This is a genomic window from Candidatus Methylomirabilota bacterium (genome assembly GCA_035315345.1).
In the GTDB taxonomy this organism is placed as follows: Bacteria; Methylomirabilota; Methylomirabilia; order Rokubacteriales; family CSP1-6; genus CAMLFJ01.
Genome location: DATFYA010000016.1, coordinates 61537 through 86679 on the forward strand (window position 1 = coordinate 61537; position 25143 = coordinate 86679).

Annotated in this window: 25 protein-coding genes; 22 read left to right on the forward strand and 3 right to left on the reverse strand. The window is 71.9% G+C overall.

All coding sequences use genetic code 11. The features are described from left to right. Positions 1–55: 55 nt before the first annotated feature. Positions 56–511 carry a hypothetical protein gene (locus VKN16_02720; GenBank protein HME93118.1) on the forward strand — a complete coding sequence of 152 codons (456 nt, stop codon included), beginning with the start codon at positions 56–58 and terminating at the stop codon, positions 509–511. Next, positions 512–1039: a hypothetical protein gene (locus VKN16_02725; GenBank protein ID HME93119.1), complete on the forward strand. Its 528-nt coding sequence runs from the start codon at positions 512–514 to the stop codon at positions 1037–1039. A 272-nt stretch (positions 1040–1311) separates the two neighbouring features. Here the strand turns inward: VKN16_02725 and VKN16_02730 are convergent, their stop codons facing one another. Next, positions 1312–2100 (reverse strand): 3-hydroxyacyl-CoA dehydrogenase, encoded by a 789-nt coding sequence (locus VKN16_02730; protein ID HME93120.1) that lies wholly within the window; start codon positions 2098–2100, stop codon positions 1312–1314. 55 nt (positions 2101–2155) lie between these two features. Here VKN16_02730 and VKN16_02735 point away from each other — a divergent pair, with 55 nt between their 5' ends. From VKN16_02735 to VKN16_02825, 19 genes are all read left to right on the forward strand, one after another. Beyond that, positions 2156–3292: a ribonuclease D gene (locus VKN16_02735; GenBank protein ID HME93121.1), complete on the forward strand. Its 1137-nt coding sequence runs from the start codon at positions 2156–2158 to the stop codon at positions 3290–3292. Between the two features lie 106 nt (positions 3293–3398). Further along, the gene (locus tag VKN16_02740) at positions 3399–4355 is read left to right on the forward strand and encodes a hypothetical protein (protein ID HME93122.1); all 957 of its coding nucleotides are present in this window, start codon (positions 3399–3401) and stop codon (positions 4353–4355) included. 134 nt (positions 4356–4489) lie between these two features. Further along, positions 4490–5254 (forward strand): glucose 1-dehydrogenase, encoded by a 765-nt coding sequence (locus VKN16_02745; GenBank protein HME93123.1) that lies wholly within the window; start codon positions 4490–4492, stop codon positions 5252–5254. Positions 5255–5351: 97 nt separating this feature from the next. Then, positions 5352–6053, forward strand: a complete 702-nt coding sequence (locus tag VKN16_02750) for a hypothetical protein (protein HME93124.1) — start codon at positions 5352–5354, stop codon at positions 6051–6053. Positions 6054–6057: 4 nt separating this feature from the next. Then, a complete protein-coding gene (locus tag VKN16_02755) occupies positions 6058–7020 on the forward strand; it encodes a lysophospholipid acyltransferase family protein (GenBank protein ID HME93125.1) in 963 nt (320 codons plus the stop codon). Continuing rightward, complete coding sequence (locus tag VKN16_02760; protein HME93126.1) at positions 7007–8185, forward strand: beta-ketoacyl-[acyl-carrier-protein] synthase family protein; 1179 nt, start codon at positions 7007–7009, stop codon at positions 8183–8185. The genes VKN16_02755 and VKN16_02760 overlap by 14 nt, the downstream gene beginning before the upstream one ends. Then, positions 8182–8967, forward strand: coding sequence for a beta-ketoacyl synthase N-terminal-like domain-containing protein (locus VKN16_02765; protein HME93127.1), 786 nt, complete (start codon positions 8182–8184; stop codon positions 8965–8967). The genes VKN16_02760 and VKN16_02765 overlap by 4 nt, the downstream gene beginning before the upstream one ends. 16 nt (positions 8968–8983) lie before the next feature. Further along, the gene (locus tag VKN16_02770) at positions 8984–9259 is read left to right on the forward strand and encodes an acyl carrier protein (protein HME93128.1); all 276 of its coding nucleotides are present in this window, start codon (positions 8984–8986) and stop codon (positions 9257–9259) included. A 35-nt stretch (positions 9260–9294) separates the two neighbouring features. Further along, positions 9295–10524 (forward strand): beta-ketoacyl-[acyl-carrier-protein] synthase family protein, encoded by a 1230-nt coding sequence (locus VKN16_02775; GenBank protein ID HME93129.1) that lies wholly within the window; start codon positions 9295–9297, stop codon positions 10522–10524. Next, a complete protein-coding gene (locus VKN16_02780; GenBank protein ID HME93130.1) occupies positions 10517–11650 on the forward strand; it encodes a beta-ketoacyl synthase N-terminal-like domain-containing protein in 1134 nt (377 codons plus the stop codon). Before VKN16_02775 ends, VKN16_02780 begins: the two co-directional genes overlap by 8 nt. After that, positions 11647–14007: a tryptophan 7-halogenase gene (locus tag VKN16_02785; GenBank protein ID HME93131.1), complete on the forward strand. Its 2361-nt coding sequence runs from the start codon at positions 11647–11649 to the stop codon at positions 14005–14007. Before VKN16_02780 ends, VKN16_02785 begins: the two co-directional genes overlap by 4 nt. A 2-nt stretch (positions 14008–14009) precedes the next feature. Beyond that, positions 14010–15188 carry an ABC transporter permease gene (locus VKN16_02790; GenBank protein HME93132.1) on the forward strand — a complete coding sequence of 393 codons (1179 nt, stop codon included), beginning with the start codon at positions 14010–14012 and terminating at the stop codon, positions 15186–15188. A gap of 2 nt (positions 15189–15190) precedes the next feature. Beyond that, positions 15191–15874, forward strand: a complete 684-nt coding sequence (locus VKN16_02795; protein HME93133.1) for an ABC transporter ATP-binding protein — start codon at positions 15191–15193, stop codon at positions 15872–15874. Between the two features lie 2 nt (positions 15875–15876). Next, positions 15877–17790, forward strand: coding sequence for a glycosyltransferase family 39 protein (locus VKN16_02800; GenBank protein HME93134.1), 1914 nt, complete (start codon positions 15877–15879; stop codon positions 17788–17790). Then, positions 17790–18377, forward strand: a complete 588-nt coding sequence (locus VKN16_02805; protein ID HME93135.1) for a DedA family protein — start codon at positions 17790–17792, stop codon at positions 18375–18377. Before VKN16_02800 ends, VKN16_02805 begins: the two co-directional genes overlap by 1 nt. A 43-nt stretch (positions 18378–18420) precedes the next feature. Beyond that, the gene (gene hpnJ / locus VKN16_02810; protein HME93136.1) at positions 18421–19839 is read left to right on the forward strand and encodes a hopanoid biosynthesis associated radical SAM protein HpnJ; all 1419 of its coding nucleotides are present in this window, start codon (positions 18421–18423) and stop codon (positions 19837–19839) included. A 16-nt stretch (positions 19840–19855) separates the two neighbouring features. Beyond that, positions 19856–21442 carry a phosphoglycerate dehydrogenase gene (serA, locus tag VKN16_02815; GenBank protein HME93137.1) on the forward strand — a complete coding sequence of 529 codons (1587 nt, stop codon included), beginning with the start codon at positions 19856–19858 and terminating at the stop codon, positions 21440–21442. Continuing rightward, a complete protein-coding gene (locus tag VKN16_02820; protein HME93138.1) occupies positions 21439–21849 on the forward strand; it encodes a phosphomannose isomerase type II C-terminal cupin domain in 411 nt (136 codons plus the stop codon). Before serA ends, VKN16_02820 begins: the two co-directional genes overlap by 4 nt. Before the next feature lie 250 nt (positions 21850–22099). Next, positions 22100–22456, forward strand: coding sequence for a hypothetical protein (locus tag VKN16_02825; GenBank protein ID HME93139.1), 357 nt, complete (start codon positions 22100–22102; stop codon positions 22454–22456). A 25-nt stretch (positions 22457–22481) separates the two neighbouring features. Here the strand turns inward: VKN16_02825 and VKN16_02830 are convergent, their stop codons facing one another. After that, the gene (locus tag VKN16_02830; GenBank protein HME93140.1) at positions 22482–23123 is read right to left on the reverse strand and encodes a YdcF family protein; all 642 of its coding nucleotides are present in this window, start codon (positions 23121–23123) and stop codon (positions 22482–22484) included. 75 nt (positions 23124–23198) lie between these two features. Between VKN16_02830 and VKN16_02835 the strand changes: the two genes are divergently transcribed. Beyond that, positions 23199–23609 (forward strand): hypothetical protein, encoded by a 411-nt coding sequence (locus VKN16_02835; protein ID HME93141.1) that lies wholly within the window; start codon positions 23199–23201, stop codon positions 23607–23609. A gap of 25 nt (positions 23610–23634) precedes the next feature. On the opposite strand, the gene zwf is transcribed toward VKN16_02835, so the two are convergent. Beyond that, positions 23635–25143 carry a glucose-6-phosphate dehydrogenase gene (gene zwf / locus VKN16_02840; protein HME93142.1) on the reverse strand — a complete coding sequence of 503 codons (1509 nt, stop codon included), beginning with the start codon at positions 25141–25143 and terminating at the stop codon, positions 23635–23637.

Sequence of the window (25143 nt, forward strand, 5' to 3'; positions counted from 1 at the left end):
AAAGAACTATTCATACTTTGCACACGCAAGTCGAGCAAGGAGAGGGGTGACTCCGATGAGCAACGCCTTGAGCATCATCTTCGGTCGCAACGACCGCACACCTGCCGACCATCACTACGGAGATGAGGTCGACGATCACATACATCGGTCGATCGGTGGCTCAGCAAATCTGCGGCTCGACGACCCGATTCACCCGAGGGCTCCGATGATGCCGAACCCGGGGGACATGGTGCTCCACGAGACTGGGCCCATGATTATTATCGACGCTGATGACGTGGAGAATGCTTCGCCTACCCTTGACGCCGCACGCCAGATCGCCCGGGTCTGGGCGGCTCGGAAGGTCGACATAGACAGATGGGGTGAACCATGGGCGGCTATCAGATACGGACCGGCCACGAATAATATCTGGGACTGGCGGTTGCACGCGTACACAACCGACCCGCTCACGCTGGCTAGTGAGCTTGATGTACTTGTCGAGTTCATCATGAGGCGCCATCGGGAGCGGAGATGAATGCTCCCGGGCGATCCCTCCCGAGACGGGGACCCTCGCCGAAAACTCGTTTACGACGACGCCGTCCACGCCATCGACCGGCAGCAGGTCAGGCTTGACGAGGTCCGGAAGCGGGCCGCCAACATCTTCACTGCCGCGAGCATCTCAGGCGGTTTTCTTGGAGCGGAGGTGTTCAAGGCGCCCGAAGGACTGAATGTCTGGGCATGGCTAGCCGCCGGTGCCTTCACCCTCAACGCGCTTCTTCTCGGCTACATCTTGTGGCCAAGAACGTGGCTGTTCAAGAATAAGACGGACGAGCTCCAGTCCCTGTGGATCGACCAGAGTAACTTATCTCTCGACGAGATTCACACCCAACTTGCGGCGCACACGGCGAAGAACTACACGATCAATGACGCTAAGCTTCGCCGGCTCGCCGTTGCACTCGAGATTATGGTCATCGCGGTGCTCGTAGTGCTCGGCGCTCTCGTAGTCAACCTCGCACGCTCAGAACACGCGGGACGGTCGCTACTGGGCGGCGGCGGTTTGTAGGACGGAACGTTGCGCGCATGCGGCGAGCCGGCCGTCGAGTGCAATAAACAAGCGCTGCGGACCTGGGTCGTGCACTTGCCATCCGTCTGAAGGAGGCGGTTTCCTCGAAGGCGGCACAGGCTCACCGACATGCGATTGCGGCTTCCCGGTACGCTCTCGGGTACGAGAAGCACGCCCGGAATGTATTGCTAAGCTGATCCTCACGATGTCGTCGAAGTGTGCTTCTCCGGCGGGTCCTTACCTGCACCTGGAGGAAGCTGGATTGAACGCGATCACGACTGCGGTCGCGGCCGCGCTTCCCAAGGTAACCGGATGGCCCCGTCGAGCCGGATGGTCTCGCCGTTCAGCATCGAGTTCTCGATGATGTGGGCGGCCAGGGCTCCGTACTCGGCCGGACGGCCGAGGCGGGGCGGGAAGGGCACCTGCTTGCCGAGCGAGAGTCGCGCCGGCTCGGGCAGCCCGGCGAGCATCGGCGTCTCGAAGATGCCAGGAGCGATCGTGCAGACGCGGATGCCCAGCTCGGCGAGATCGCGCGCGATCGGCAGCGTCATGCCGACCACGCCGCCCTTGGACGCCGAGTAGGCGGCCTGACCGATCTGGCCGTCGAAGGCGGCCACCGACGCGGTGTTGATGACGACGCCGCGCTCGCCCTCGCCGTTCGGCGCGTTCTTGGCCATCTGGGCCGCCGCGAGACGGATGCAATTGAACGTGCCGATCAGGTTGATCTGGATGGTGCGCGCGAACCCGGCCAGGTCGGCCGGCCCGCGCTTGCCGAAGGTCTTGTCCGCGGTGCCGATGCCCGCGCAGTTCACGAGGACGTGCACGGCGCCGAACCGCGCGACGGCTCCCTCCAGGGCGGCGGTCACCTCGTCCGGGCTCGTGACGTCCGCGGGCACGAAGAGCGCGCGGTCGCCGAGGCCGCCGGCCACCTCCTTGCCGGGCGATCGCGGCAGATCGAGCAGGACCACGTGGCCGCCGCCCGCGTGGAGGCGCTCCGCGGTCGCGCGCCCGAGGCCCGAGGCTCCGCCCGTGATCACCGTGGTCGAGCCCGCGATCTGCATGCCGTCCTCCCGGGAAACGTGGTGTCGCCGACGGTGTAGTATAACCGGGCGCGCCATGCCGCTCCCCCGGTGGATCCGGACCCCCGACGACCTGCGTGCCCTGGCCTCCGAGCTCGAGGGCACGCCTGCCCTAGCCATCGACACCGAGGCCGACAGCCTGCACCACTATCCCGGCAAGCTCTGCCTGGTGCAGCTGGCCGACGCGCGGGGCCAGGCCCACCTCGTCGATCCGCTCGCCCTGCGTGACCTCTCGCCGCTCGGCCCGGTCCTGGCCGACCCGGGCACGCTCAAGATCCTGCACGCCGCCGACAACGACCTCGCGTATCTCAAGCGGCTGTACGGGGCGACCGTCTCGTCGCTCTTCGACACTGCGGTGGCCGCGCGCTTCCTGGGCGCCCCGGCCCTCGGGCTCGAAGGGCTGCTCACCCAGTTCCTCGGCATCACCCCGGTGAAGTCGCGTCAGAAGGACGACTGGTCGCGCCGCCCGCTGACCGCGGAGCAGGAGGCCTACGCCCTCGACGACGTGCTGCACCTGATCCCGCTGCGCGAGAGGCTGCTGGAAGCCCTGCGGACGCTGGGGCGCGAGCGGTGGGTCGAGCAGGAGTGCGCCGGGCTGGCCGCCCTCATCGTCCCCGAGAAGGCACCGGATCCCGACGCCTACATGAAGCTGAAGGGCGCGCGCGAGCTCACCCCGCGCGGGCTCGCCGTGCTGCGCGAGCTGTTCGCGGCCCGCGAGGCACTCGCGCTGCGGCTCGATCGCCCGCCGTTCATGATCATCGGCAACGAGAGCCTGGTCGGCCTGGCCACGCGGCTGCCCGCCGACGCCGAGGCGATCCTGTCGGTGCCGGGCTGCACTCCGCCGGTGGTGCGGCGCGCCGGCCCCGCCATCCTGGAGGCGGTGGCCCGCGGCCTGGCCTTGCCCGAGGCCGATCTGCCGGCCTACCGGCCCGCGCCGCGCCCGCACGTGCCCGCTGCCGTGCGGCGCCGCGCCGAGGCCCTGCGGGCGTGGCGGACGCGGGCGTCGAAGGAGATCGGCCTGGACCCCGGCGTGCTCTTCCCGCAGCGGCTGATCGACCGCCTGGCCGCGTCGCCGCCGGGCGACCTTACCGCGCTGCGGCAGATCGAGGGGGTGCGGGACTGGCGCGTCGAGCTGTTCGGCCCGGCGGTCCTGAGCGCGATCGCCTCGGCCTGAGCCGCGGTCCGGTCGCCCGCGCGAATCTTGCCCTGACCACCCGTTGGTGGTACCCCTGACCTTACGCCGTCTGACCGGATTGGGTTGATTGGAAGGGAGGGTCACCATGGCCTCCAACTCCCGCTACTTCCGTGAAGGCGTCATCGCCGGCCTCATCGGGGCCGCCCTGGTCGCCGTCTGGTTCCTCATCTACGACGCGGCCCGTGGCCGGCCGTTCCGCACCCCGTCCCTGCTGGGCGCGGCCACCTTCGAGGGAGTGAAGGACCCCTCCGCGGTGCCCACCGCCGCGCATCTCGTCCTGCCGTACACCGTGCTGCACGGGGTGGTCTTCGCGATGATCGGCGTGCTGATCGCCTACCTCATCGTCACGGTGCAGCGCGAGCCGAGCCGGTTCCTGACGTTGTTCATCGCCCTCATGTGCTTCGAGATCTTCTTCCTCGCAGTGGTGACGTGGCTCGCCCACCCGGTGCTCAACGAGCTGGCGTGGTGGGCCATCCTGGTGGGCAACGCGCTGGCCGCCTTCGGCATGCTCGCCTATCTGGTGCTCGGCCACCGCGCGCTCGGGCGGGCGCTGCTGAGCCCGCTCTGGAGCCGCACGGTGCGCGAAGGGATCTGGGCCGGCCTGCTGGGCGCCGCCGCCGTGGCGGTCTGGTTCCTCGTGTACGACACCGCGGCGGGCGTGCCGCTGCGCACCCCCGCGCTGCTCGGCGCCGCGCTCTTCCAGGGCCTGCGCGAGCCGAGCGCGGTGCAGATCACGCTGCCCCTGGTGCTGCAGTACACCGTCGTGCACGGCGCCGCCTTCGTGGCCTTCGGCATCGCGGCGGCCGGCCTGCTCACCCTCGCCGATCGCGATCCACGGCTCCTCTTCGGCCTGGTGATGCTCTTCTGCTGCTTCGAGGTGTTCTTCGCCGCCCTGCTCACGATCCTCGCCGAGTGGCTCCTCGAGGCCATCCCGTGGTGGACCATCCTCGGCGGCAATCTCCTCGCGGCCATCGTCATGCTCGGCTTCTTCTTCCGGGAGCATCGCGTGACCTGGCGCGAGTTCCTGCACGCGCGGCGCTAGCGAGGGTCCTCGCGCGCGGCCGGCCGCTCCTCCGCTCCGGGCTTTTCCCTCCCGGACGGAGCGAGTAGACTTCTGCCACCATTCATCGACGGCCACGCGCCCCGGGCGCGGGGACGAACCGGGAGGACGCGCGCGTGGCAGACCGGGAGCTGAAGGGGCGGGTGGCGGTGGTGACGGGGGGCAACGGAGGCATCGGCCTCGGCATGGCGCGCGGGCTCGCCCGGGCCGGGGCCGCCATCGTGGTGTCGGGCCGCAACGCCGACAAGAGCCGGCGTGCGGTCGACGAGCTGGGCGGGCTCGGGGCTGCCGCGGTGGCGATCGAAGCCGACGTCGCCGACGAAGCCGCGGTCAACGCGCTCGTGCAGGAAACTGTGGACCGCTTCGGGCGCCTCGACATCCTGGTGAACAACGCGGGCATGAACATCCGGAAGCCGGTGCACGAGCTGACGCTCGCGGAGTGGCGCCGGGTGATCGACACCAATCTCACCAGCGCGTTCCTCGCGAGCCGCGCCGCCTATCCGATCATGAAGAAGAACGGGGGCGGCAAGATCATCAACATCGGCTCGATGATGTCGATCTTCGGCGCCTCCTTCGCCCCCGCCTACGCGGCGTCGAAGGGCGGCATCGTGCAGCTCACGAAGGCGATGGCGAGCGGATGGGCCCGCGACAACATCCAGGTGAACGCGGTGCTGCCCGGGTGGATCGACACGGAGCTCACCACCAACGCGCGGCGCGAGGTGGCGGGCCTGCACGACCGGGTGCTGGCCCGCACGCCCGCGGACCGCTGGGGCGTGCCCGACGATCTGTCCGGCGTCGCGGTGTTCCTCGGCGGTCCCGCCTCGGATTTCGTGACCGGCACCGCCATTCCGGTGGACGGAGGCTATTCGATCCAGGGCTGAAGTGCGATACACTCGACCACGCGTGATGCGGCCGTCGGCACGACTCCTTCTGCTGGCCGTGGCGGTGTCCGGATGCGCGTCGGTTGCGCCCATCGACGTGGCCGTGCGGCGCCCGTCGCCGCCGGACGTCCTGCGCTTCGGGGTGGATACCTTCGCGTTCCCCAACGAGAGCCGCACCAACAACCCGGGCAAGCCGGATCTCTACGCCAACTACTGCTTCGTGATGGCCCGCGGGGTCATCCAGTTCCAGCGCTTCGCCCGCTTCGATCCGCTGGCCCCGCGGCTCCCCGGCGACGAGTACGCCGAGCGGGTGAAGCGGGTGGTCGCGCACGCCCCGTGGCGCGATCCGCTGCCGCCCGACGATCGGATCGTGATCCCGGGCTACGCCTCGCTCTACGAGTTCTCGCACGATCAGGAGGCCGCGGTGAAGGCGGGGCTGGTCGGGCGCTTCTGGACCCTCGTGCACTGGACGAACTGGCGCGTGGTGTTCCCGATGCCGCGCTGGCAGCAGGAGCGGGTCGCCCGGGAGGCGCTGACCGAGGTCGGGGACGGGCGGCCGGTGCAGCTGCTGGTGACGAACTTCCCGACCTGGGAGCTGAATCACACCGTGGTCGCGTATGCCTACCGGCTCGATCCGAGCGGGAATGTGCTCTTCACGGTCTACGATCCCAACGATCCACGCGAGCCCGGGCGTGTGACCTTCGATCGCGCCGAGCGCGAGTTCCAGGCGAGCCGCCTCTACGACACCCACGTGGGCCCCATCCGCGCCTTTCGCATGTACTACTGGGCGCTGCTCTAGGCCCATGGCCGCTCGCGAGCCGGCCGACCCGACGTCCCGACCCGCCGGGCACGCATCCGCCGACGGCGCGCCCGCGGCGCCCGACTACTATTCGCACGGTCTCAACCGCATCGCCTACTACCGGCTCGCCGCCGCGGCGGCCCGCGCCCTGCCGCGTCCCGCGCGCCTGCGGGTGGCCCGAGGGCTGGGCCGGCTGCTCGCCCGCGCGGTGCCGGCGGAGCGGCGCGCGGTCCGCGCGAATCTCTCGCGCGTGCTCGCGGGGGCGCCGCCCGATCGGATCGAGGCGGCGGTCGCTCAAACCTTCGCCAACTTCGGGGCGTTCTTCGCCGATCTGCTCACGCTCAACCGTCGGCCCGGGGCCGACCTGGGCGCCTACGTGGCGCGCGCCGACGGCGAGCACCACCTCGACGCCGCGCTCGCGGTGGGACGCGGGGTGGTGCTGCTGACCGCGCACCTCGGCAACTGGGAGTTCGCGGGCCGGCTGCTGTCGACCCGCGGCGGCCGCACCGCCCACGTCGTCCTCTCCGCCGAGCAGGACCGGGCCCTCGAGCAGTACCTGCGCCTCGACGGCCCGCAGCTGCGCTTCGTGACGCGTCGCCAAGCCACGTCCACCCTCGGGCTGCTCGCGGCGCTGCGGCGTGGCGAGCTGGTGGCGATGCAGGCCGATCGTCCCACCGGCGGGCGCGGGGACGCGCTCGCTCCGTTCTTCGGCGAGCCGGCCGCGTTCCCGCTCGGCCCGTTCGTGCTCGCGCGGGCCGCCGGCGCCGCGGTCATCCCCGCGTTCTGCGCGATGGTCCCGGGCGGGCGCTACCGGCTCGAGATCGACCCCGCGATCTGGGTGAAGCCCGGCGAGGAGCAGGCCGCCCTGGGCAGCGTGGTGGCCACGCTGGAGCGGGTGATCCGCGCCCATCCCACACAGTGGTTCAACTTCTTCGACGCCTGGAGCCCGTTTCATGGCCGCCCCTGAGCGCGTGACCGTGGTGGCCGCGGGAGTGGTCACCCCGATCGGCGCGGATCTGGAAGCGTTCTGGTCGGCGCTCGTCACCGGGGCCTCCGGCATCTCGCAGATCGAGCGCGTGGCGGTGGCGGACCTGCGCGTGCAGCGCGGCGGCGAGGTCAAGAAGGTCGGCCGCATCAAGGACTGGCGCGGGGTGCCCGACTGCCGGGCCACCCGGCTCCTGGTCGCGGCGGCCGACGACCTGTGCACGCAGACCGGATTCCGTCCGCTGCCGCTCGATCCCGCGCGCGTGGGCGTGGTGGTGGGCACCGCGCTCGGCGGCGTCGAAGAGGGCGAGCGGGCGCTCGCGGGCGAGAGCGCGCGGCGGCTGCGCGACGCGCTCTACGACGGACCGGGCGACCGTCTCGCCCGCTGGCTCGGGGCGCGGGGACCGGTGATCACGGTCTCGACCGCGTGCGCCTCCGGCGCCACCGCGCTCGCGATGGGCGCCGATCTCCTGCGTCGCGGTGAGGCCGACGCGGTGGTGGCGGGCGGCTACGACGTGCTCTGCCGCTTCGTGCTGCGCGGCTTCGACGCGCTCCGCTCGCTGACTCGCGACGAGGTGCGCCCGTTCGACCGCCGGCGCACCGGATTGCTGCTGGGCGAGGCGGGCGCGCTCGCGCTCCTGCGGCGAGAGCGCGACGTCCGCGGGCCGCGGCTCGGGACCCTGCTCGGCTACGGCAGCGCCAGCGACGGGTTTCACATCGCGGCGCCCGAGCCCCAGGGCCGCGGGCTCGAGCGGGCCATCACCGCCGCGCTCGCCGACGCGGGCGTGTCGGCCCGCGACATCGATCTGGTCAGCGCCCACGGCACCGCGACCCCGCTCAACGACCGGATCGAGACCGCGGCGCTCAAGCGCGCGCTCGGCGCGCGCGCCTACCAGGTGCCGGTCAACTCGATCAAGGCCGGTCTCGGCCACACCATGGGCGCGGCCGCCGCGCTCGAGGCCTTCATGTGCCTGCTCGCCGCGCAGCGGGCGCTCATTCCCCCGACGCTGAACCTGGAAGATCCGGATCCCGAGTGCGACCTGGACTACGTGCCGGGCCAGGCCCGGCCCGGCCGCCCGCGCCTCATGTTGTCCACCTCGATGGGATTCGGCGGCTGCAACGGCGCGCTCGTCCTCGAGGCGGCATGACCGCGGCCCCCGCGATCCGGGCTCTGGGCCTGCTGAGCGGCCAATCGCCGGCCGAGGCCGGGCCGGCCGCGCGGATTCTGCCGCTCCCGCGCCCGAATCGGGCCGGCGACCGATTCCGGCGGACCACCCGGGAATGCCTCCTCGCTCTTGCGGCAGTGGACGCGATGCTTGAAGATGGAACGGCGGGCCGAGACGCCATCGCGGGGGATCGGACGGCGCTGCAGTACGTGACCGCGGCCGCCTATGGCGCCTCCAATCGCGCGTTCATCGAGCGCCGGGGCGGCGTGATGCACTTCGCGTATACGGCGCCGGCGGTGGTCTCGGCCGAGGTGGCGATCGAGTTCGGCATCACGGGGCCGTACGGCATCCTGATCGGAGGGGCGCCCGCGACGCTGCGGGCGATCGAGCAGTCGGCGCGGCTGCTGGAGGCAGGACGCTGCGACCGTGCGCTGGTGCTGGTGGTCGAGATCTTCGAGGAGTGCGCGGACCTCTACGCGCGCCACCGCCGATTCGACCACCGGCCGCTGGTGGAGACCGCCGCGTGTCTGTGGCTCGAGCGCGGGGTGGGTGATCTCCGGTTCGAGTCCGCTCGCGGCGCGGGGGCGGCCGGCGATCCCCCGGGCGGGGGGGAGCGATTCGCGGCCGGTCCGCTCGCGGATCTGCGGGAGTGGCGCGACGGTGCGCGGACGGAGCCGCTGGAGCTGTCCGGAGCCTGGCGCGGCGAGCACGCGCGGCTCCGCTGGAGCACGGAGCAATCCCACGCGCGCGGGAGCGCGGCGTGACAGGAGGTCGTGACCGATGACGCAGAAGGAAGTCCTGGACGAGCTGAAAGGGCTCGTCGTCGAGCGGCTCAAGTTCGATCCGCGCCGCGCGGCCGAGATGACGCTCGAGACGACCCTGCCCAAGGGGGTCGACGGCTCCCTGGGCCTGGACTCGCTCGACTTCATCGAGCTGTCGGTGGCCATCGAGGAGCGCTTCGGCATCGTGATCGACGAGGGGCACGACCTCACCGAGGAGTTTCTCTCACTGGATTCCCTGTCGCGGTTCATCCTGTCCAAGACCGGCCAGGGCTGAGCCTCCGAGGTGCAGCCTCCCGTCATGGACGCCGCATGAGCCGGGCCCGCGCCCCTCACGGCCGGCGCGAGGTGGTGGTGAGCGGGCTCGGCATCGTGAGCCCGTACGGCCTCGGCACCAAGGCCTTCTGGTCGGGACTCGCCGCCGGCGCCTGCGCGATCAAGCCGATCACCGTCATCGACACCGCGGGCTTCCGCTCGCGCATCGCCGCCGAGATCCCCGCCGACGCGTTCGGCACGATCGGCGTCTCGCGTCGGCGCTCGCGGGCGGATCGCATCGCGCTCGCCGCGGCCCGCGAGGCTCTCGCCGACGCCGGCCTGCCGGCCCGGGCGCGGGCCGAGGCCGGGCTCTTCGTCGGCGCGGTCGGTGGCGGCATGCTCGAGGGCGAGGACTGGTACTGGGACGAGGGCCGGCGCGGCGTGGTGTCTCCCCGGATGCGCGCCCTGCGCACCATCCTGCCGTACTCGCACGCGGAGACCCTCGCCTGGCGTCTCGGCCTGACCGGCCCCAAGGAGACGATCGTGATGGCGTGCGCGTCCGGCGCCGCCTCCATCGCCCTGGGTGCCGATCTGGTCCGGGCCGGGACGATCGCGGCCGCGGTGGTGGGCGGCGTCGACGCGCTCACGCACATCTGCTTCATGGGCTTCAACGCGTTGAAGCTGCTCGACCCGAGCCCGTGCCGGCCGTTCGACCGGGAGCGCCGCGGGATGTCCATCGGGGAGGGCGCCGCGTTCTTCGTGCTGGAGGACGCCGAGCACTGCCGGGCGCGCGGCGGACGCGTCCACGCGCGGCTCGCCGGCTACGGCATGTCCACCGACGCGCACCACGTGACCGCGCCGCACCCCGAGGGCGAGGGGATGATCCACGCCATGCGCCAGGCCCTCGACGACGCGGGGCTGCCCGCGGCCGCGGTGGGCTACGTCAACGCCCACGGCACCGGCACGGTCCAGAACGACCGCGCGGAAGCCCTCGCGCTGCGCGCGGTGTTCGGCGAGGGCGGCGTCCTGCTGAGCTCGACCAAGTCGCTGGTCGGCCACACCATGGCGGCCGCGGGCAGCGTCGAGGCCATGGCCACCGTGCTGGCGCTCCAGCACGGGCTGCTCCCGCCCACCGCCAACCTGGAGCAGACCGATCCCGAGGTCGCGTTCGACTGCCTGCCCGGTACGGCGCGTCCGGCCGAGATCGAGGCCGCGCTATCCAACTCCTTCGGGTTCGGCGGCCAGAACGTGAGCCTCGTCTTCACCCGAGCCGACGCCGGTGCCTGATCGCCGCGTGGTGGTGACCGGCGTGGGGACGATCAACGCCTCCACCGCCGGCGGCCGGGACGCCCTGGCCGGCGCGCTCGCCCTGAATCGCTCTGCGATCGGCCCGGTGCGCGGCTTCGATGCCGCCGCGTTCACGAGCCGGCTCGCCGCCGAGGTGGACGACGCCATCCTGGCGTCGCTCATCGACCGGGACGCGGCCCGTCGCCTGTCGCGCATCTGCCGGCTCGCTCTCGGCGCCTGCGTGCTCGCGGTGCGCGACGCGGGGGTGCCCAGCGGGCCCGGGCTCGGCATCGTGGTCGGCACCGAGTTCGGCGACTTCACCTCGAGCCGCGACTTCGCGCACGGCTTCCTGACCCGCGGCCCGGGCGGGCTCTCCCCGATGATCTTCCCCAACACGGTGATGAACACGATGGCGTCGATCGCCGCGATCGCCGTCGGGGCCAAGGCGCCGTCGGTCACCGTGAACCAGTCGACGCTCGCGGGCGATCTCGCGGTGGCGCGCGGCGCGCGCCTCATCGCCGACGGCCGCGCCACCGCGGTGGTGGCCGGGGGCGTCGACGAGCTGTTCCAGGAGGTCTACCAGCGCCTGGCCGAGATGGGCGCGCTCTCCCCGATGCAGAGCCGCGCGCCGGAAGGCTGCCGGCCGTACGCGGCCGACCACAACGGTCCCGTGCTCGGAGAGGGCGCCACCTTCGTCGTGCTCGAGGATCTGGAAACCGCCCGCGCGCGGGGCGCCCGCATCATGGCCGAGATCGTGGAGGCCGCGTGGGGCAACGTGCCGACTGCCCCGCACACCGGCCGCCCGACGCGGATCGACGACCGCTCCCCGGCGGGACGGCTGATCCGATCGCGTCCGGAGGGCGTGGCGCGCTGCTACGGCGCGGGCAACGGCGACCCCGCGGTGGACGACTGGGAGCGCGCGCTGCTCGGTCACGACCTGCCGGCCCGCGCGGACCTGCTGCCGCCCCGGTCGCTGGCCGCGCTCTTCGGCCAGCACGGCGGGCTGGGGGCGCTGCGGATGGCCGCGGCCGCGCTCGACGCCGAGCGCGGCATCGGGTCCGTGCTCGTGCACGGCATCGCGCGGGGCGGCTGCCGCACCGCGGTGCTGGTGGGCCCGCCGCCGTGAGCGAGCACATCCCGGCCATGCGCGAGCATCTGATACTCGTCCCGGTGTTCAACGAGGCCGCGACCATCGGCGACATCGTCGAGCGGGCCCGGCTGCACGGCCCGGTGCTCGTGATCGACGACGGCTCCACCGACGACAGCGCGGCGCGGGCCGTCGTCGCGGGCGCCGAGGTGATGACCCTCGCCGGCCGGCGCGGCAAGGGCGCGGCGCTGCGGGCCGGCTTCGCCGAGGCCCTCCGTCGCGGCGTGTCGCGGGTGGTGACGCTCGACGGCGACGGCCAGCACGACCCCGACGACATCCCGCGCCTGCTGAAGGTGGCGGTGGAGGAGCCGCGGAGCCTCGTCATCGGCGGACGGCTCGGCGGCCTCGCCGCGTATCCGGAGCGCGCGATGCCGACCGATCGGCTGGCCGCGCTCCGGGTGGCCGGCTTCTTCATCAACTGGCTCACCGGCATGGCGGTGGCGGATACCCAGTCCGGCTTTCGCGTCTACCCGGCCGCGCTGCTCACGGCGGCGCCGCCGCGGCGGGGTGGCTTCGTGCTGGAGAGCGAGATGCTCCTGCGCGCGGCCGAGCACGGCTTCGACATCGTCGAGGTGCCGATCGCCCCGCTGCACTTCGAAGACCGGCGCAGCCGTTTCCGCCCCGCTCGCGACGGTCTCGCGGTCGGCTCGTTCCTGGCCGGCCACATCGCGCGGCGCTGGGGGCGCGAGGCGACCGCGCTCGCCGCCTACCTGGTCGGCATCTTCAGCGCGTCGCGCCTGCGGGCGCGACATCGCGAGATGTACCAGGTGGCCGCGCCCCACCGCGGCAACCCGCCGGACTGGGCGCTGGCCGTCGGCACCTTCATCGCCAACCGGGCGATGCGCTCGATGGAGCGGGGATGGCGCTCACCGCACAGCCAGGGCCTGCGGATGGCCGCGGTGGCCACCGTGGCGACGCCGCTCATGCTGGCCCTGGCCCTCAGCCGCCGCGCCCTCGCCACGGCCGACGTGGATTGGATCAGCCCGGCGGTTCGGCGCCTCTATCCGCAAGACGAGCTGGCGCGCACCCTCGAGGCGCCGGCCCGGCCCGCGGCCGCCGCGTCGCGGGCCGCCGACTACGACGTGCTGGTGGTGGGCGGCGGACCGGGCGGCTCGAGCGCGGCCACCTTCCTCGCGCGGGGCGGGCTCCGGGTGGCCCTGGCCGAGCGCGAGGCGTTTCCCCGCTTCCACGTCGGCGAATCGCTGCTGCCCGCCAACATGCCGGTGCTGGAGCGGCTGGGCGTGCTCGACGAGGTGAAGTCTCGCGGATTCCTCGTGAAGTACGGGGCCTACTTCCACGACCAGGACCAGGAGCTCGACTACCAGTTCCTCTTCCGCGAGGGCAAGCCGTGGCCGGCCTACACCTACGAGGTCCAGCGCGCCGAGTTCGACAAGATCCTGCTCGATCACGCGGCCCGCCAGCCGAACGTCACGCTGCTGCAGCCGACCACCGTGGAGCGGGTGGCCTTCGACGACGACGGAGTGACCGCGACCGTATCGGACGCCGCCGGCTCGCGGCAGCTGCGCGCGCGCTTCCTGGTGGACGCGAGCGGACGCGACGCTCTCATCGCCACGCGGCACGGGCGCCGTCGCCCGATCGAGGGGCTGGGCAAGGTCGCCCTGTTCGCCCACTTCCAGGGGGGCAAGCGCTGGCCCGGCAAGGAGGTGGGCAACATCCGCATCTTCAGCTTCGAGCCCGGCTGGTTCTGGTACATTCCGTTCGCCGACGGCACCACCAGCGTGGGCTGCGTGCTGCACGCGCGCACCGTGCAGGGCCGGGAGGGCGGCCTCGACGAGCTCTACGAGTCGCTGATCGCGCGCTGCCGCCAGCTGACCGACGCGCTGGAGGGCGCGCCCCGCATCACTCCGGTCCACCGCGCGGCCAATTTCTCGTATCGGACCGATCCCGCGATCGGGGACCGCTACGTGTGCGTGGGCGACGCGATCGCCTTCCTGGATCCGATCTTCTCGTCGGGCGTGTACATCGCCACCCAGTCCGCCGAGCTGTCCTCGATCGAGATCCTGAAGGCGTTCCGGGAGAACCGCTTCGAGGCGAGCCGATTCCGGGCCTACGACCGGACCATCCGGAAAGGCACGGAGCCATTTCAGCGCTTCATCCGCTACTTCTACGATCCCTCGTTCGTCGAGATGTTCCTCAAGCCGCGCGAGTTCGCGGGCATGGTGGACGGGGTGACCGGCGTGCTCGCGGGCGGGGCGTTCCTCCGGCAATCGCTCCGCATGAAGCTGTCGCTGGAAGTGTTCTTCACGATCGTTCGCATCAACCGCTGGACGCGCCGGCGCCGGGGTCTGCCCACCGAGTCTCGCTTCACGTGGTAGGGATGCGCCGGCTCCTGCCGAGGAACTACCTGTTCACGATCCTCGGCATCGCGGTGGGAGTGGGCGGCCTGGTGGCCCTCGGGGCCATGGCCGAGCGCATCACCCGCTTCATCGACGGCGGCGATCGTTTCGTGCTCGGCCAGATCTCGGTGGCCGGCGAGGGGATGGGCATGGGCACCGGCTTCACCGCGGGCGGCCTGCTGCGCGCGGCCAAGATCGCGGAGATCGCCCGGGTGCCCGGCGTGGCCGCGGTTCAACCGCAGGTCATGCTGCCACTCAACCCGTCCACCTCTCAGTTCCTCACGCTCACCCAGGAGCTGGTCCTGGGCGTGGATCCCGGCGTGCGGATGCCCAATCGCGAGTTCCGCGACCTGCCGGTGCGCGACGGGCGGCCCCTGCGGGCGGGGGACCGGGGCGTGGCGGTGGTGGGGGCGGACTTCGCGACGGCCCGCGGCCTGCGCGCGGGCTCGCGGCTCGAGCTGAGCGGTCGCGCCTTCGAGGTGGTGGGCGTGCTGGACAAGACGCTCACCGCGCCGGACCGCTTCGCCATCGTGCCCCTCGAGGACGCGCGCGATCTCTGGCTGCGCCGCGATCCGCTGCTGGTGCAGGTCTTCGCGGGCGGAGGCATGACCCGCGCCGATCTGAACAGCGGGGCGGCGGTGGCGTGGGCGGACGGTGTCGATCCGGACGCGCTCGCCCGGCGCCTCCAGGCCGACGTGCCGGGGCTCAACGTCACGATCCCGGGCGAGCTGAGCCGGCTCCTCCGCCAGTCCACCGCGTTCTTCTCGGCGCTGCTCTTCGGCATCGGCGTGCTGGGCCTCGTGATCGGCGGCCTCTCGCTCGCCAACACGGTGACCGCCGCGGTGTTCGAGCGCATCCGCGACTTCGGCATCAAGCGCGCGCTCGGGGCCACCGATGGGCAATTGCTCCGCGAGATCCTGGGCGAGGCCCTCGCCGTCTCGGTCTCGGGCGGGGCCATCGGGATCGGGCTGGCCCTCGCGGTGGGCGCGCTGGTGGACGCCCGCGTGCTGCGCCAGGGGCAGCAGCTCTTCCTGTTCTCCCCGCGGCTGCTCGGGTTCGCGCTGGTCTTCTCGGTGGTCCTGGGCGCGCTCGCGGCGAGCTACGCCACGCTGCGCATCGTGCGCCTGTCGCCCGCCGAGGCCATCCGGCGCGGAGCCTGACCGTGGTCGTGCGCGCGAGCGGATTGAGCAAGACGTTCCGCGGTCCCGACGGCCGGCCGGTGCCGGTGCTCGAGGGCGTGGACGTCGAGGTGGGGGCCGGGGAATTCGTGGCGGTGGCCGGCCCGTCGGGCTCCGGCAAGTCCACCCTGCTCAACCTGCTCGGTCTGCTGGAGCCGCTCGACGCGGGCGAGATCTGGTTCGATCAAACCCAGGTGAGCGCGCTGCCGCGGCGGGCGCAGTGCCCGGTGCGGGGCCGCTCGATCGGCTACGTCTTCCAGTCGTTCCTGCTGATCTCGGCTCTCACCGCCCTCGACAACGTCCTGCTCGCCGCGCGCTACGTGGGCCGCTCGCGGCGCGAGGCGCTGCCCGAGGCGCGAGCCCTGATGGAGCGGCTCGGGGTGGCCCACCGGAGCGGCCACTATCCGGCCCAGCTCTCGGGGGGCGAGCAGCAGCGCGTCGCGTACTGCCGCGCGGTGCTGAACACGCCGCCCCTGGTGCTGGCCGACGAGCCCACCGGCAATCTCGACGAGGGCCACGCCGCGGTGATCCTGGCCGCGCTGCGCTCGCTGTGCCAGGAGCGCGGGGCCTCGGTGATCCTGGTCACCCACCGGGCTGACGCGGCCGCCCTCGCGGACCGCACCCTGCGCCTGCGCGCGGGACGGCTCGAGACCGACCGCGCCCGCTAGTGGTGGCTCGCCGCGGCGCCGGCGCCGCCGTCGTGGTCACCGGGCTGCTGGCCGTGCTCCTGCTCGCCCCCGGGCTCGGGCAGGCGCCGTTCGACGATCCGGGCGAGGGCCAGCACGCCGAGATCGCCCGCGAGATGCTGGGCAGCAGCTGGATCGCCCTGCGGCTGAACGGCGTGCGCTACTGGGACAAGCCGCCGCTGCTCTACTGGCTGACCGCGACGTCGTTCACGGTGTTCGGGATCGACGAGTGGGCGGCCCGCCTGCCGTCGTTGCTCGGGGCGCTGCTCGCGGTGGCCGGCACCGCGCTGCTCGGCGCGCGCCTGCTGGGGTCGGCCGGCGGCCTGCTCGCCGGCGCCGCGCTGCTCTCGTGCGCGCTCTTCGCCGCGTTCGCGCGCTACGTGCGGCCCGAGACGCTGTTCGTGGCCGCGATCCAGTGGGGCTTCACCGGCCTGCTGCTCGGAGCCTGCCAGCCGCGGGAGCGCGCAGGTGACACGCGCACTCCGGCGGGCGAGTCCTCGGCGGGCGACTTGCCGCCGGGCAGATCCGCGGCGGGAGAATTCACGCCGGGCAGCCCGCTGGGGGCGGACGCTCGGACCCGCCCCTCTTTTATATGCGGGGGCCCGGACATGGCCCCCGCACTCCCCCAGTCGGCGGGCAACCCGTGGTGGGCGATTCTCGGGTGCGGGACGCTGGGGGTGGCCGCGCTCGCGAAGGATCCGCTCGGCATGCTGGGGCCGCTTGCCGCGGTCGCGGTGGCGCTGGCGCTGGCGGGGCGGCTGCGGCCGGTGCGCGCCTGGATGCCCGCGCTCGGCGTGGTATCGCTGCTCGTGATCGGCCTCGGCTGGTACGCGGTGGCCGCCGCGACCGAGCCCTCGTTCCTCTGGTACACGGTCGTCGACAACCATCTCCTCAACGTGGCGCGCATGCGCGTCTACCCCGACGAGGACGTGCCGCTGTCCGCGCTCGAGTTCCTGGCCGCGGCCGGCTTCGGGGCCTTCCCGTGGATCCTGGCCGCCGCGGCGGCGGTGGCGGCGCTGATCCGCTCCCGCGCCTGGCGCGATCCCGGCGAGCTGCCCTGGGTGGCGCTGGCGCTCTGGGCCGTCGGCGTGCTGGCCCTCTTCACGCTGTCGCCCTTCAAGCTGCCGCACTATGGCCTGCCGGCCTATCCGGCGATCGCGCTGCTCGCGGCCCGCGGGTGGCGCGACGCGACGGCACGGCCGCGCGGGCTCATCACCGTGCATCTCGTGCTGTTCGCGCTGCTCGGGGCGGTCTTCGCGTGGGCCGCGATCAGCGACGGGCGCGATTTCACCGCGGCGGTGTTCGGGATCTCGGACGTCTACTCGCGAAAGGAAGCCGCGCTCGGCCAGGCGTCGCCCTATCCGCCGTGGTCGACCATGCAGCCCATGCTCGTGCAGGCCGCCGCGGTGATGCTCGCGGGTGCGGGGGGTCTCGCGTGGGCCGGGGCCCGCCGCTCGGCGCCGGCGGGGGCGGCGACGGTGGCGGTCGTGACGCTCCTGCTGGTGCCGCTGGTCGGGCAGAGCCTCGCCGCGACGTCGTCGGTCCGGACGGTCGCCCCGATGGCCGCAGAGATCCGCGCGCGGCTCGCGCCCGACGACGTTCTGGTCCTGGAGGGCCCGATCGAGAACGCGGCCGCGATCGAGCTGTACTCGGGGCACCGGCCGGTCCTCCTCGACGGCACCCGCAGCGTGCTCGGCATCGGCGCCACGTTCCCCGACGCGTCCGCCTCGTTCTGGAGCGCCGAGACTTTCCGCGCCGCGTGGGCCTCGCCGCGGCCGCCGTATCTGCTGACCGGGCGCGAAGCCGGCCGGAGCATCGTCTCGTCGCTGCCCCCGGGCCGCGTGCGGCTGCTTGTCGCGCACAACGGCCGCTGGCTCTACGCGCGGGCGGGCGAGTGATGCTGTTCGATCTGATCGTCCACTTCACGTACCCGGGCGTCTTCCTGATCCTGCTCTCCACCGGCCTCGGTCTGCCGATCCCCGAGGAGCTGCCGATCGCCATCGCGGCGCTGATGGCGCGCTGGCAGCTGATGCACTGGGCGGGGGCGCTCTTGTCGTGCGTGGCCGGCGTGCTCGCGGGCGACATGCTGCTGTACTGGGTCGGGCGTCACTTCGGCCGGCAGATCTTGAAGTGGTCGACGGTGCGGCGGATCCTCACCCCGGCGCGCGAGGCGCGGGTGATGGACGCCTATCACCGCCACGGGCTGAAGTTCGTGGTGATGGCCCGGCTGGTGATGGGCCTGCGGGCCGCCGCGTTCCTGACCGCGGGACTGGTACGCGTGCCGTTTCCGCGCTTCTTGCTGGTCGACGTCGCGGCGGTGCTGATCAGCGTGCCGCTCTGGTTCGGAGTGGCCTACCTGGTCGCGGACTCGGTGGCGGCGGCGCTCGTCTGGGTGCGCGAGCTGCAATTCTGGATCGGCGGCTTCGTGCTGCTGATCGCGGCGATCTGGATCGTCGTCGTGGTGCGGCGCCACCGGCAGGTCTAGGCTCGGGAGGGCGCGACGGCCGCTATGGTATCGTGAGGCCATCGTGACCGACTACCTGCGCACGCTCTTTCTGCACCCGCCCGCGGTGGCCGGCTTCGATGGCGGCGCGGGGTCCCGGTACCAGGCGCGGCGCGAGATCCGCTCGTTCTGGTACCCGACGTGGCTGGCCCAGCCCGCCGCGCTGGTGCCCGGATCCCGCCTCGTGGACGCGCCGCCCGACGGCCTCACCCTCGAGGACGTGCTCCCGCTGGCGCGCGGCTACGATCTCTGCGTGATGCACACGAGCACGCCGTCGTTCGCGTCCGACGTGCGAGTGGCCGAGGCGCTCAAGGCCGAGAATCCCGATCTGATCGTCGGCATGGTGGGCGCCGCGGTGGCGGTGGCGCCGGAGGCCTCGCTGCGGGCCAGCTGCGCGCTCGCGTTCGTGGCGCGGAGCGAGTTCGACTTCACCATCCAGGAAGTCGCGCAGGGCCGGCGGCTCGCGGACGTCCGCGGGCTGTCCTACCGGATGAACGGGCACGTGGCCCACACCCCCGATCGCCCGACCCTCGAGAACATGGACGCGCTGCCCTTCGTGACCCCGATCTACCAGCGCGACCTCACGGTGGAGCACTACGCGATCGGCTATCTCCGCCATCCCTACGTCTCGCTCTACACCGGGCGGGGCTGCCGCTCGAAGTGCACGTTCTGCCTGTGGCCGCAGACGGTGGGCGGCCAGCGCTACCGCACCCGCAGCCCCGAGCACGTGGCCGAGGAGATGGCCCTGGCCGCCCGGATGTTCCCGCAGGTCCGCGAGTTCTTCTTCGACGACGACACCTTCACCGACGATCTACCGCGGGCCGAGGCCATCGCCCGGCGTCTCGGGCGCCTGGGGATCACCTGGTCGGTCAACGCCAAGGCCAACGTGCCGTACGCGACCTTGAAGGTGCTCAAGGACAACGGGTTGCGGCTGCTCCTGGTCGGCTACGAGTCGGGCAACCAGGCCATCCTCAACAACATCAAGAAGGGCGTGCGCCTCGACGTGGCGCGTCGGTTCACCCGCGACGCGAAATCGCTCGGCATCGCCATCCACGGCACGTTCATCCTGGGGCTGCCCGGTGAGACGCGCGAGACCATCGCCGAGACCATCCGCTTCGCGGCCGAGATCGATCCCGACACCATCCAGGTCTCGCTGGCCGCGCCGTATCCGGGCACTGCGCTCCACGAGGAAGCGCAGCGGAACGGATGGCTCGAGTCCGACACGCTGGTGGACGGCTCGGGGGTGCAGGTGAGCGCCCTCGGCTACCCGCATCTCGCGCGCACCGAGATCTTCCGCTCGGTGGACCACTTCTACCGCCGCTTCTACTTCCGCCCGCGGAAGATGCTCTCCCTGGCCGCGGAGATGGTCCGCGACCGGCAGGTGATGCGTCGCCGGCTCGCGGAGGGGCGCGAGTTCCTCCGGTTCCTGCGCACCCATCGCTAGACCGTGGGCCGGTGAGATGAACGTCCTCGTCATCGACACGATCGCCGCCGAGGGCATCGCGTACCTGACCGAGCGCGGGTTCACGGTGGACCAGGTCTCGAGCACGGTGCCCCGCGACGAGCTGCTGGCGCGAGTGGGCGAGTACGAGGCGATCGTCACCCGCTCCTCCACCGCGGTGACCTCCGAGTTCCTCGCCCGGGCGCGGCGGCTGCGCATCCTGGGCCGGGCCGGCGTCGGAGTGGACAACATCGACGTGGACGCGTGCTCGCGCCACGGCGTGGTGGTCGTCAATGCGCCCTATGGCAATGTCGTCTCCGCGGCCGAGCACACCGTGGGCATGCTGCTGGCGCTGGTGCGCAAGATCCCGACGGCCCACGAGGCGCTCAAGCATCTGCAGTGGGACCGCGGCATCTACGGCTCGGAGCTGTTCCGCAAGACCGCCGGAGTGCTGGGCCTCGGCAAGGTCGGCTCCCGGGTGGCCGCGCGCCTGCGCGCGTTCGACATGGAGGTGCTCGTCTACGACCCCTTCATCCCGGAGAGCCGGGCCCGCGATCTGGGCGTGCGCCTGACCGATCTACAGACGGTGCTGAGCCGCGCCGACATCCTCACCGTCCACGTCCCGCTGAGCGACGACACCGAGAACATGATCGGCGCGCGCGAGCTGGCGGCCATGAAGTCGGGGGCCCGCATCGTCAACTGCGCCCGGGGCGGGATCGTCAACGAGCCGGCCCTGCTCGCCGCGCTCGAATCGGGGCAGGTCGCGGGCGCCGCGGTGGACGTGTGGAGCGAAGAGCCGCCGGCGTCCCCGCTGGTGAGGCGCCTCATCCAGCATCCGCGCGTGGTGGTGACCCCGCATCTGGGCGCGAACACCCAGGAGGCCCAGGTCAACGTGGCGGTGGACGTGGCCCGGCAGCTCGTGGCCTTCCGGGAGGGGGAGCTGGTGGAGCACGCGGTGAACATCCCGGTGGGCGACCGCGAGACGCTGGCCGAGCAGCGGCCGTACCTGCACCTCGCCGAGCTGCTCGGGCGCTTCTGCGTGCAGCTCGAGCCCGAGAACGTCGAGCGGGTCGAGATCGAGGTGGCGGGCCACGTGGCGCGCTGGGATCCCGCGCTGGTGGGGCGCGCGGTGCTGAAGGGGCTGCTCGGGCGGGTGACCGCGCAGGCGGTGAACCTGGTCAACGCGCACCTGATCGCGGAGGAGCGCGGCCTGTCCATGGAGATCCGCACGGATCCCGAGTCGGTCTCGGGCTACACGAACCTGATCACCGTCACCACTCAGGCGGGGGCCGGGCGCAAGATCATCGCGGGCACCGTCTTCGACGGGGTGCCCCGGATCGTGCGGCTGCGCGATCTGCACATCGAGTTCATTCCGGAGGGCTACATCCTCGTGCTAGCGTACGAAGATCGGCCCGGCATGGTGGGTCGGATCGGCTCGATTCTTGGACGACACAACGTCAACATCGCGTCCATGCACGTGGGCCGGCGCACCCGCCGGGGCCGCGCCATCGTGGTGCTGCTCCTGGACGACGACGTGCCGGGCGAGGTCATGGACGAGGTGACCAAGAGCGTGGAGGCCGATTTCGCGAGGATGATCCGGCTATGAGCGCGATGCGTCGTGGTGGCGAGGCGGTCGCCTTCGAGGCCCGCCCGTGGGGCGGGTTTCAGACCATCGAGGAGGGACGTGGCTACAAGGTCAAGCGCCTGCTCGTGCAGCCGGGCCAGCGCCTGAGCCTGCAGCGGCACCGCTTCCGGGCCGAGCACTGGGTGGTGGTCACCGGCTCCCCGCGGGTGATCATCTCCGGCCGCGCGCGACGGCTCAAGCCGCGAGGGTCGGTGGACGTCCCGCGCGGCGCCTGGCACCGCATCGAGAACCCCGGGCGGGTGCCCGTCGTGCTGATCGAGGTCCAGCACGGCCCCTATCTCGGCGAGGACGACATCATCCGCCGCCACGACGACTACGGCCGCGCCGCACCGGGGGACAAGCCAAAATCCAGAAAACCACAACGGTAGACCGCCCCGAGCGTCCGCTCTCGCTGGCTGCCCTTCCGCCGCGCCGCCGCGGCTTGGCGAGGCGCAGCCGAAGGCGAGCCGAGCGGATAAATAATGAAGCGTCCGGTAGCAGCCCAAGCCGGTGGCCCCGACCCGATCAACCCAACCCAAAACCGCACCGGCTAGCCCCGACCCGACCAACCCCAACCAAAACCGCAACGGCGAGCCCCAACCCGATCAACCTCACGCCCCCCACGAAAGGACCCCGCCCATGCCCATCCAGACCCGGTATCTCTTCAGCGCCGCCATGGACGTCGACCCGGCCCAGGAGCGCCTCTTCAACGAGGTCTACGACCGCGAGCACGTGCCGAGCCTGCTCACGGTGCCGGGGGTGATCGCGGTCTCGCGCTACGAGCTGCAGCCGCTCACCATGAGCATCGGCGGCCAGCTCAAGAGCATCGTCATCGAGCACGCGCCAAAGTACGGCGCCCTTTACGAGATCGAGAGCCCGGACGTGCTGGTCGGCGATGCGTGGGCCAAGGCGGTCGAGGTGGGGCGCTGGCCGGCCCAGGTGCGACCCCACACGCGCAATCGCCAGCACATGCTCTACAAGCGCATCACCCCGTAGACGCTCACGGCGGAGCGGAGCTGGCTCAGCGCATCAGGCTCGAGACGTGCAGGTAGACCGCGATGAGGCCGAGATACTCGTGCAGCACGGCCTCGCCGCAGCGCCGGCGCCTCCACCAGGTGCGGTCGGCCGAGCACTCGTCGTCGATCATCGCGATGCCGGCCTCGATGCCGGGGCCGGCCTCGCGATGCCAGATCAGCCGCACCCGCCGCGAGTGATTGGGGGTGGTCACCAGGAGCACCCGGCGCCACCCCCGCGTGTGGGCCTCGGCGGCCACCGCCCGCAGCTCCATCTCGGTGATCTCGACCGGCTTCGTCAGCGTGACGATCGCCGCGCGGGGGACCCCGTACTTCTCGAGCGCGGCCACCGATTCGCCCTGGAAGTCCAGCGGACGGATGCCCAGGTCGAGGAGCTGCTGCACGCGCACCGGCATCGTCTGGCGCGAGACCACCACGACGGGGGCGCGGCGCTCGCGGAACAGCGTGGCGGCCAGGGCCTCGCGGGTGGGCGTGCTTCCGGCCACCACCACGATGGCGTCGGCGGGGCCGTCCGACGGCTCGACCACGAGGATCCGGCCGGCCGCGCGCAGCAGGGGCCGGTGTGCGACGACCGCGACGAGGGCCACCACCAGCAGGGCGACCAGGACGACGATCCACGACCGTCTCATGCGCGCGTTGGACCATCCAAAAACTTTGGTGGGCTCTCTCACGGACGGTAGGATGGCCGGCAGGAGGTACTACTCATGCGACGTTTGCTCGTCCTGTCGGCCACCGTGCTCGCCCTGACCGCGTGCGCCTCGACGCCGCCCAGAGCGCAGCGCAGCGAGTTCGAGGACATCCCGGTGCCGAAGGGCCTGGCGGTGGACCTGGACCGCTCCACCATCATCGAGTCGCCGAACGTGAAGGCGGCGCGGCTCTTCTACAAGGGACGCATCGAGCCGGACAGCCTGTCCGTCGCGTTCCGCACCACGCTCGAGGCGAACGGCTGGAAGCACCTCTCCTCGACGACCGCGTCCGGCAAGGGCACGACCCAGATCTACGAGAAGTCGGGCAGCTCGCTGCAGGTGATGATCTACGAGAGCTGGTACTACACCTGGGTCGAGATGTCGGCGACCCGGATGGTGGGGTCGGCGTCGGCGCAGCTCCGGCAATAGGTAGCGCGTCACGGCGGCGGCGCCCTCAGGGGCGCCGCCAGCGCCGTCCGCTGCGCTCGATCAAGGTGTCGGCCTCGGCCGGGCCCCAGGTGCCCGCCTCGTAGTTGGGGAACTTGCGGGGGTCCCCGCTCGTCCACGCGTCGAGGATGGGCTGCAGCAGCTCCCAGGCCATCATGACCCAGTCACCGCGCGCGTAGAGCGTGGTGTCGCCCTTCATGGCGTCCAGCAGGAGCCGCTCGTAGGCCTCGGGCGGCTCGCCCCCGAAGGCCTGTCCATAGTCGAACTCCATCTCCACCGGCTTGATCCGCAGGTCCTGCCCAGGCAGCTTGGCCCCGAACGAGAGCGACATGCCCTCGTCGGGCTGGATGCGCAGCACCAGCCGATTGGGCTCGGCGAGGATCTCGGGATTGCGCCGAAACACCAGGTGCGGAGTCCGCTTGAACTGCACCGCGATCTCGCTCGCGCGCTTGGGCAGGCGCTTGCCGGTGCGCAGGTAGAAGGGCACGCCGGCCCAGCGCCAGTTCTCGACCTCGAGCCGCAGCGCCGCGAAGGTCTCGGTGATCGACTCGGACGAGACGCCCTTCTCCTCGCGATAGCCCACCACGCGCTGCCCGCCCACGAACCCGGGCCCGTACTGCCCGCGCACCGCGACCCGGTCGACCTCGTCGGCGGCCACCGGCCGGATCGCCTGCATCACCTTCGTCTTCTCGTCGCGCACCGGATCGGCGTCGAAGGTGACCGGCGGCTCCATGGCCACCAGGCAGAGCAGCTGGAGGATGTGGTTCTGGATCATGTCGCGCAGCGCGCCCGACTCCTCGTAGTAGGCCCCGCGCCCCTCGACGCCGATCGACTCGCCCACCGTGATCTGCACGTGGTCGACGTGGTTGCGGTTCCACAAGGGCTCGAAGATGCCGTTGGCCCACCGGAACACGAGGATGTTCTGGACCGTCTCCTTGCCCAGGTAGTGATCGATGCGGTAGACCTGATCCTCGCTGAACACCGAGGCAACCACCTGGTTCAGCGAGCTGGCCGACTCCCGATCGCGGCCGAACGGCTTCTCGATGACGATGCGCACCCACCCCGCGCTGTTCTCGGGCGGGCGGTTGAGCGAGGCCTCGCCGAGCCGCATCACCAGATGCGGGTATACCGACGGCGGCGTCGAGACGTAGAAGAGGCGGTTGCCGCCGATCCCGCGCTCCTGCTCCACCTGCGTGATGTAGGCGGCGAGCCCCGGGTAGGTGGCCGCGTCCGAGGGATCGCCCGAGTAGTAGAACAGGGCCTGGGCGAAGCGGTCCCAGACCCGCGCGGACGGCGGCTGCACGCGCGCGAAGTCGGCGATGGCCTCGCGCATGCGCGTGCGGAACTCCTCGTTGGTCATCTCGGAGCGCGCCACTCCGACCACCGCGAACGGCTCGGGCAGCACGCGGCTCTGGAACATGGACCACAGCGCGGGGATCAGCTTGCGCCGGGTGAGATCGCCCGACGCGCCGAAGATGACGAGGGCGCAGGATTCGTCGCCGGTGGGAACCGTCAT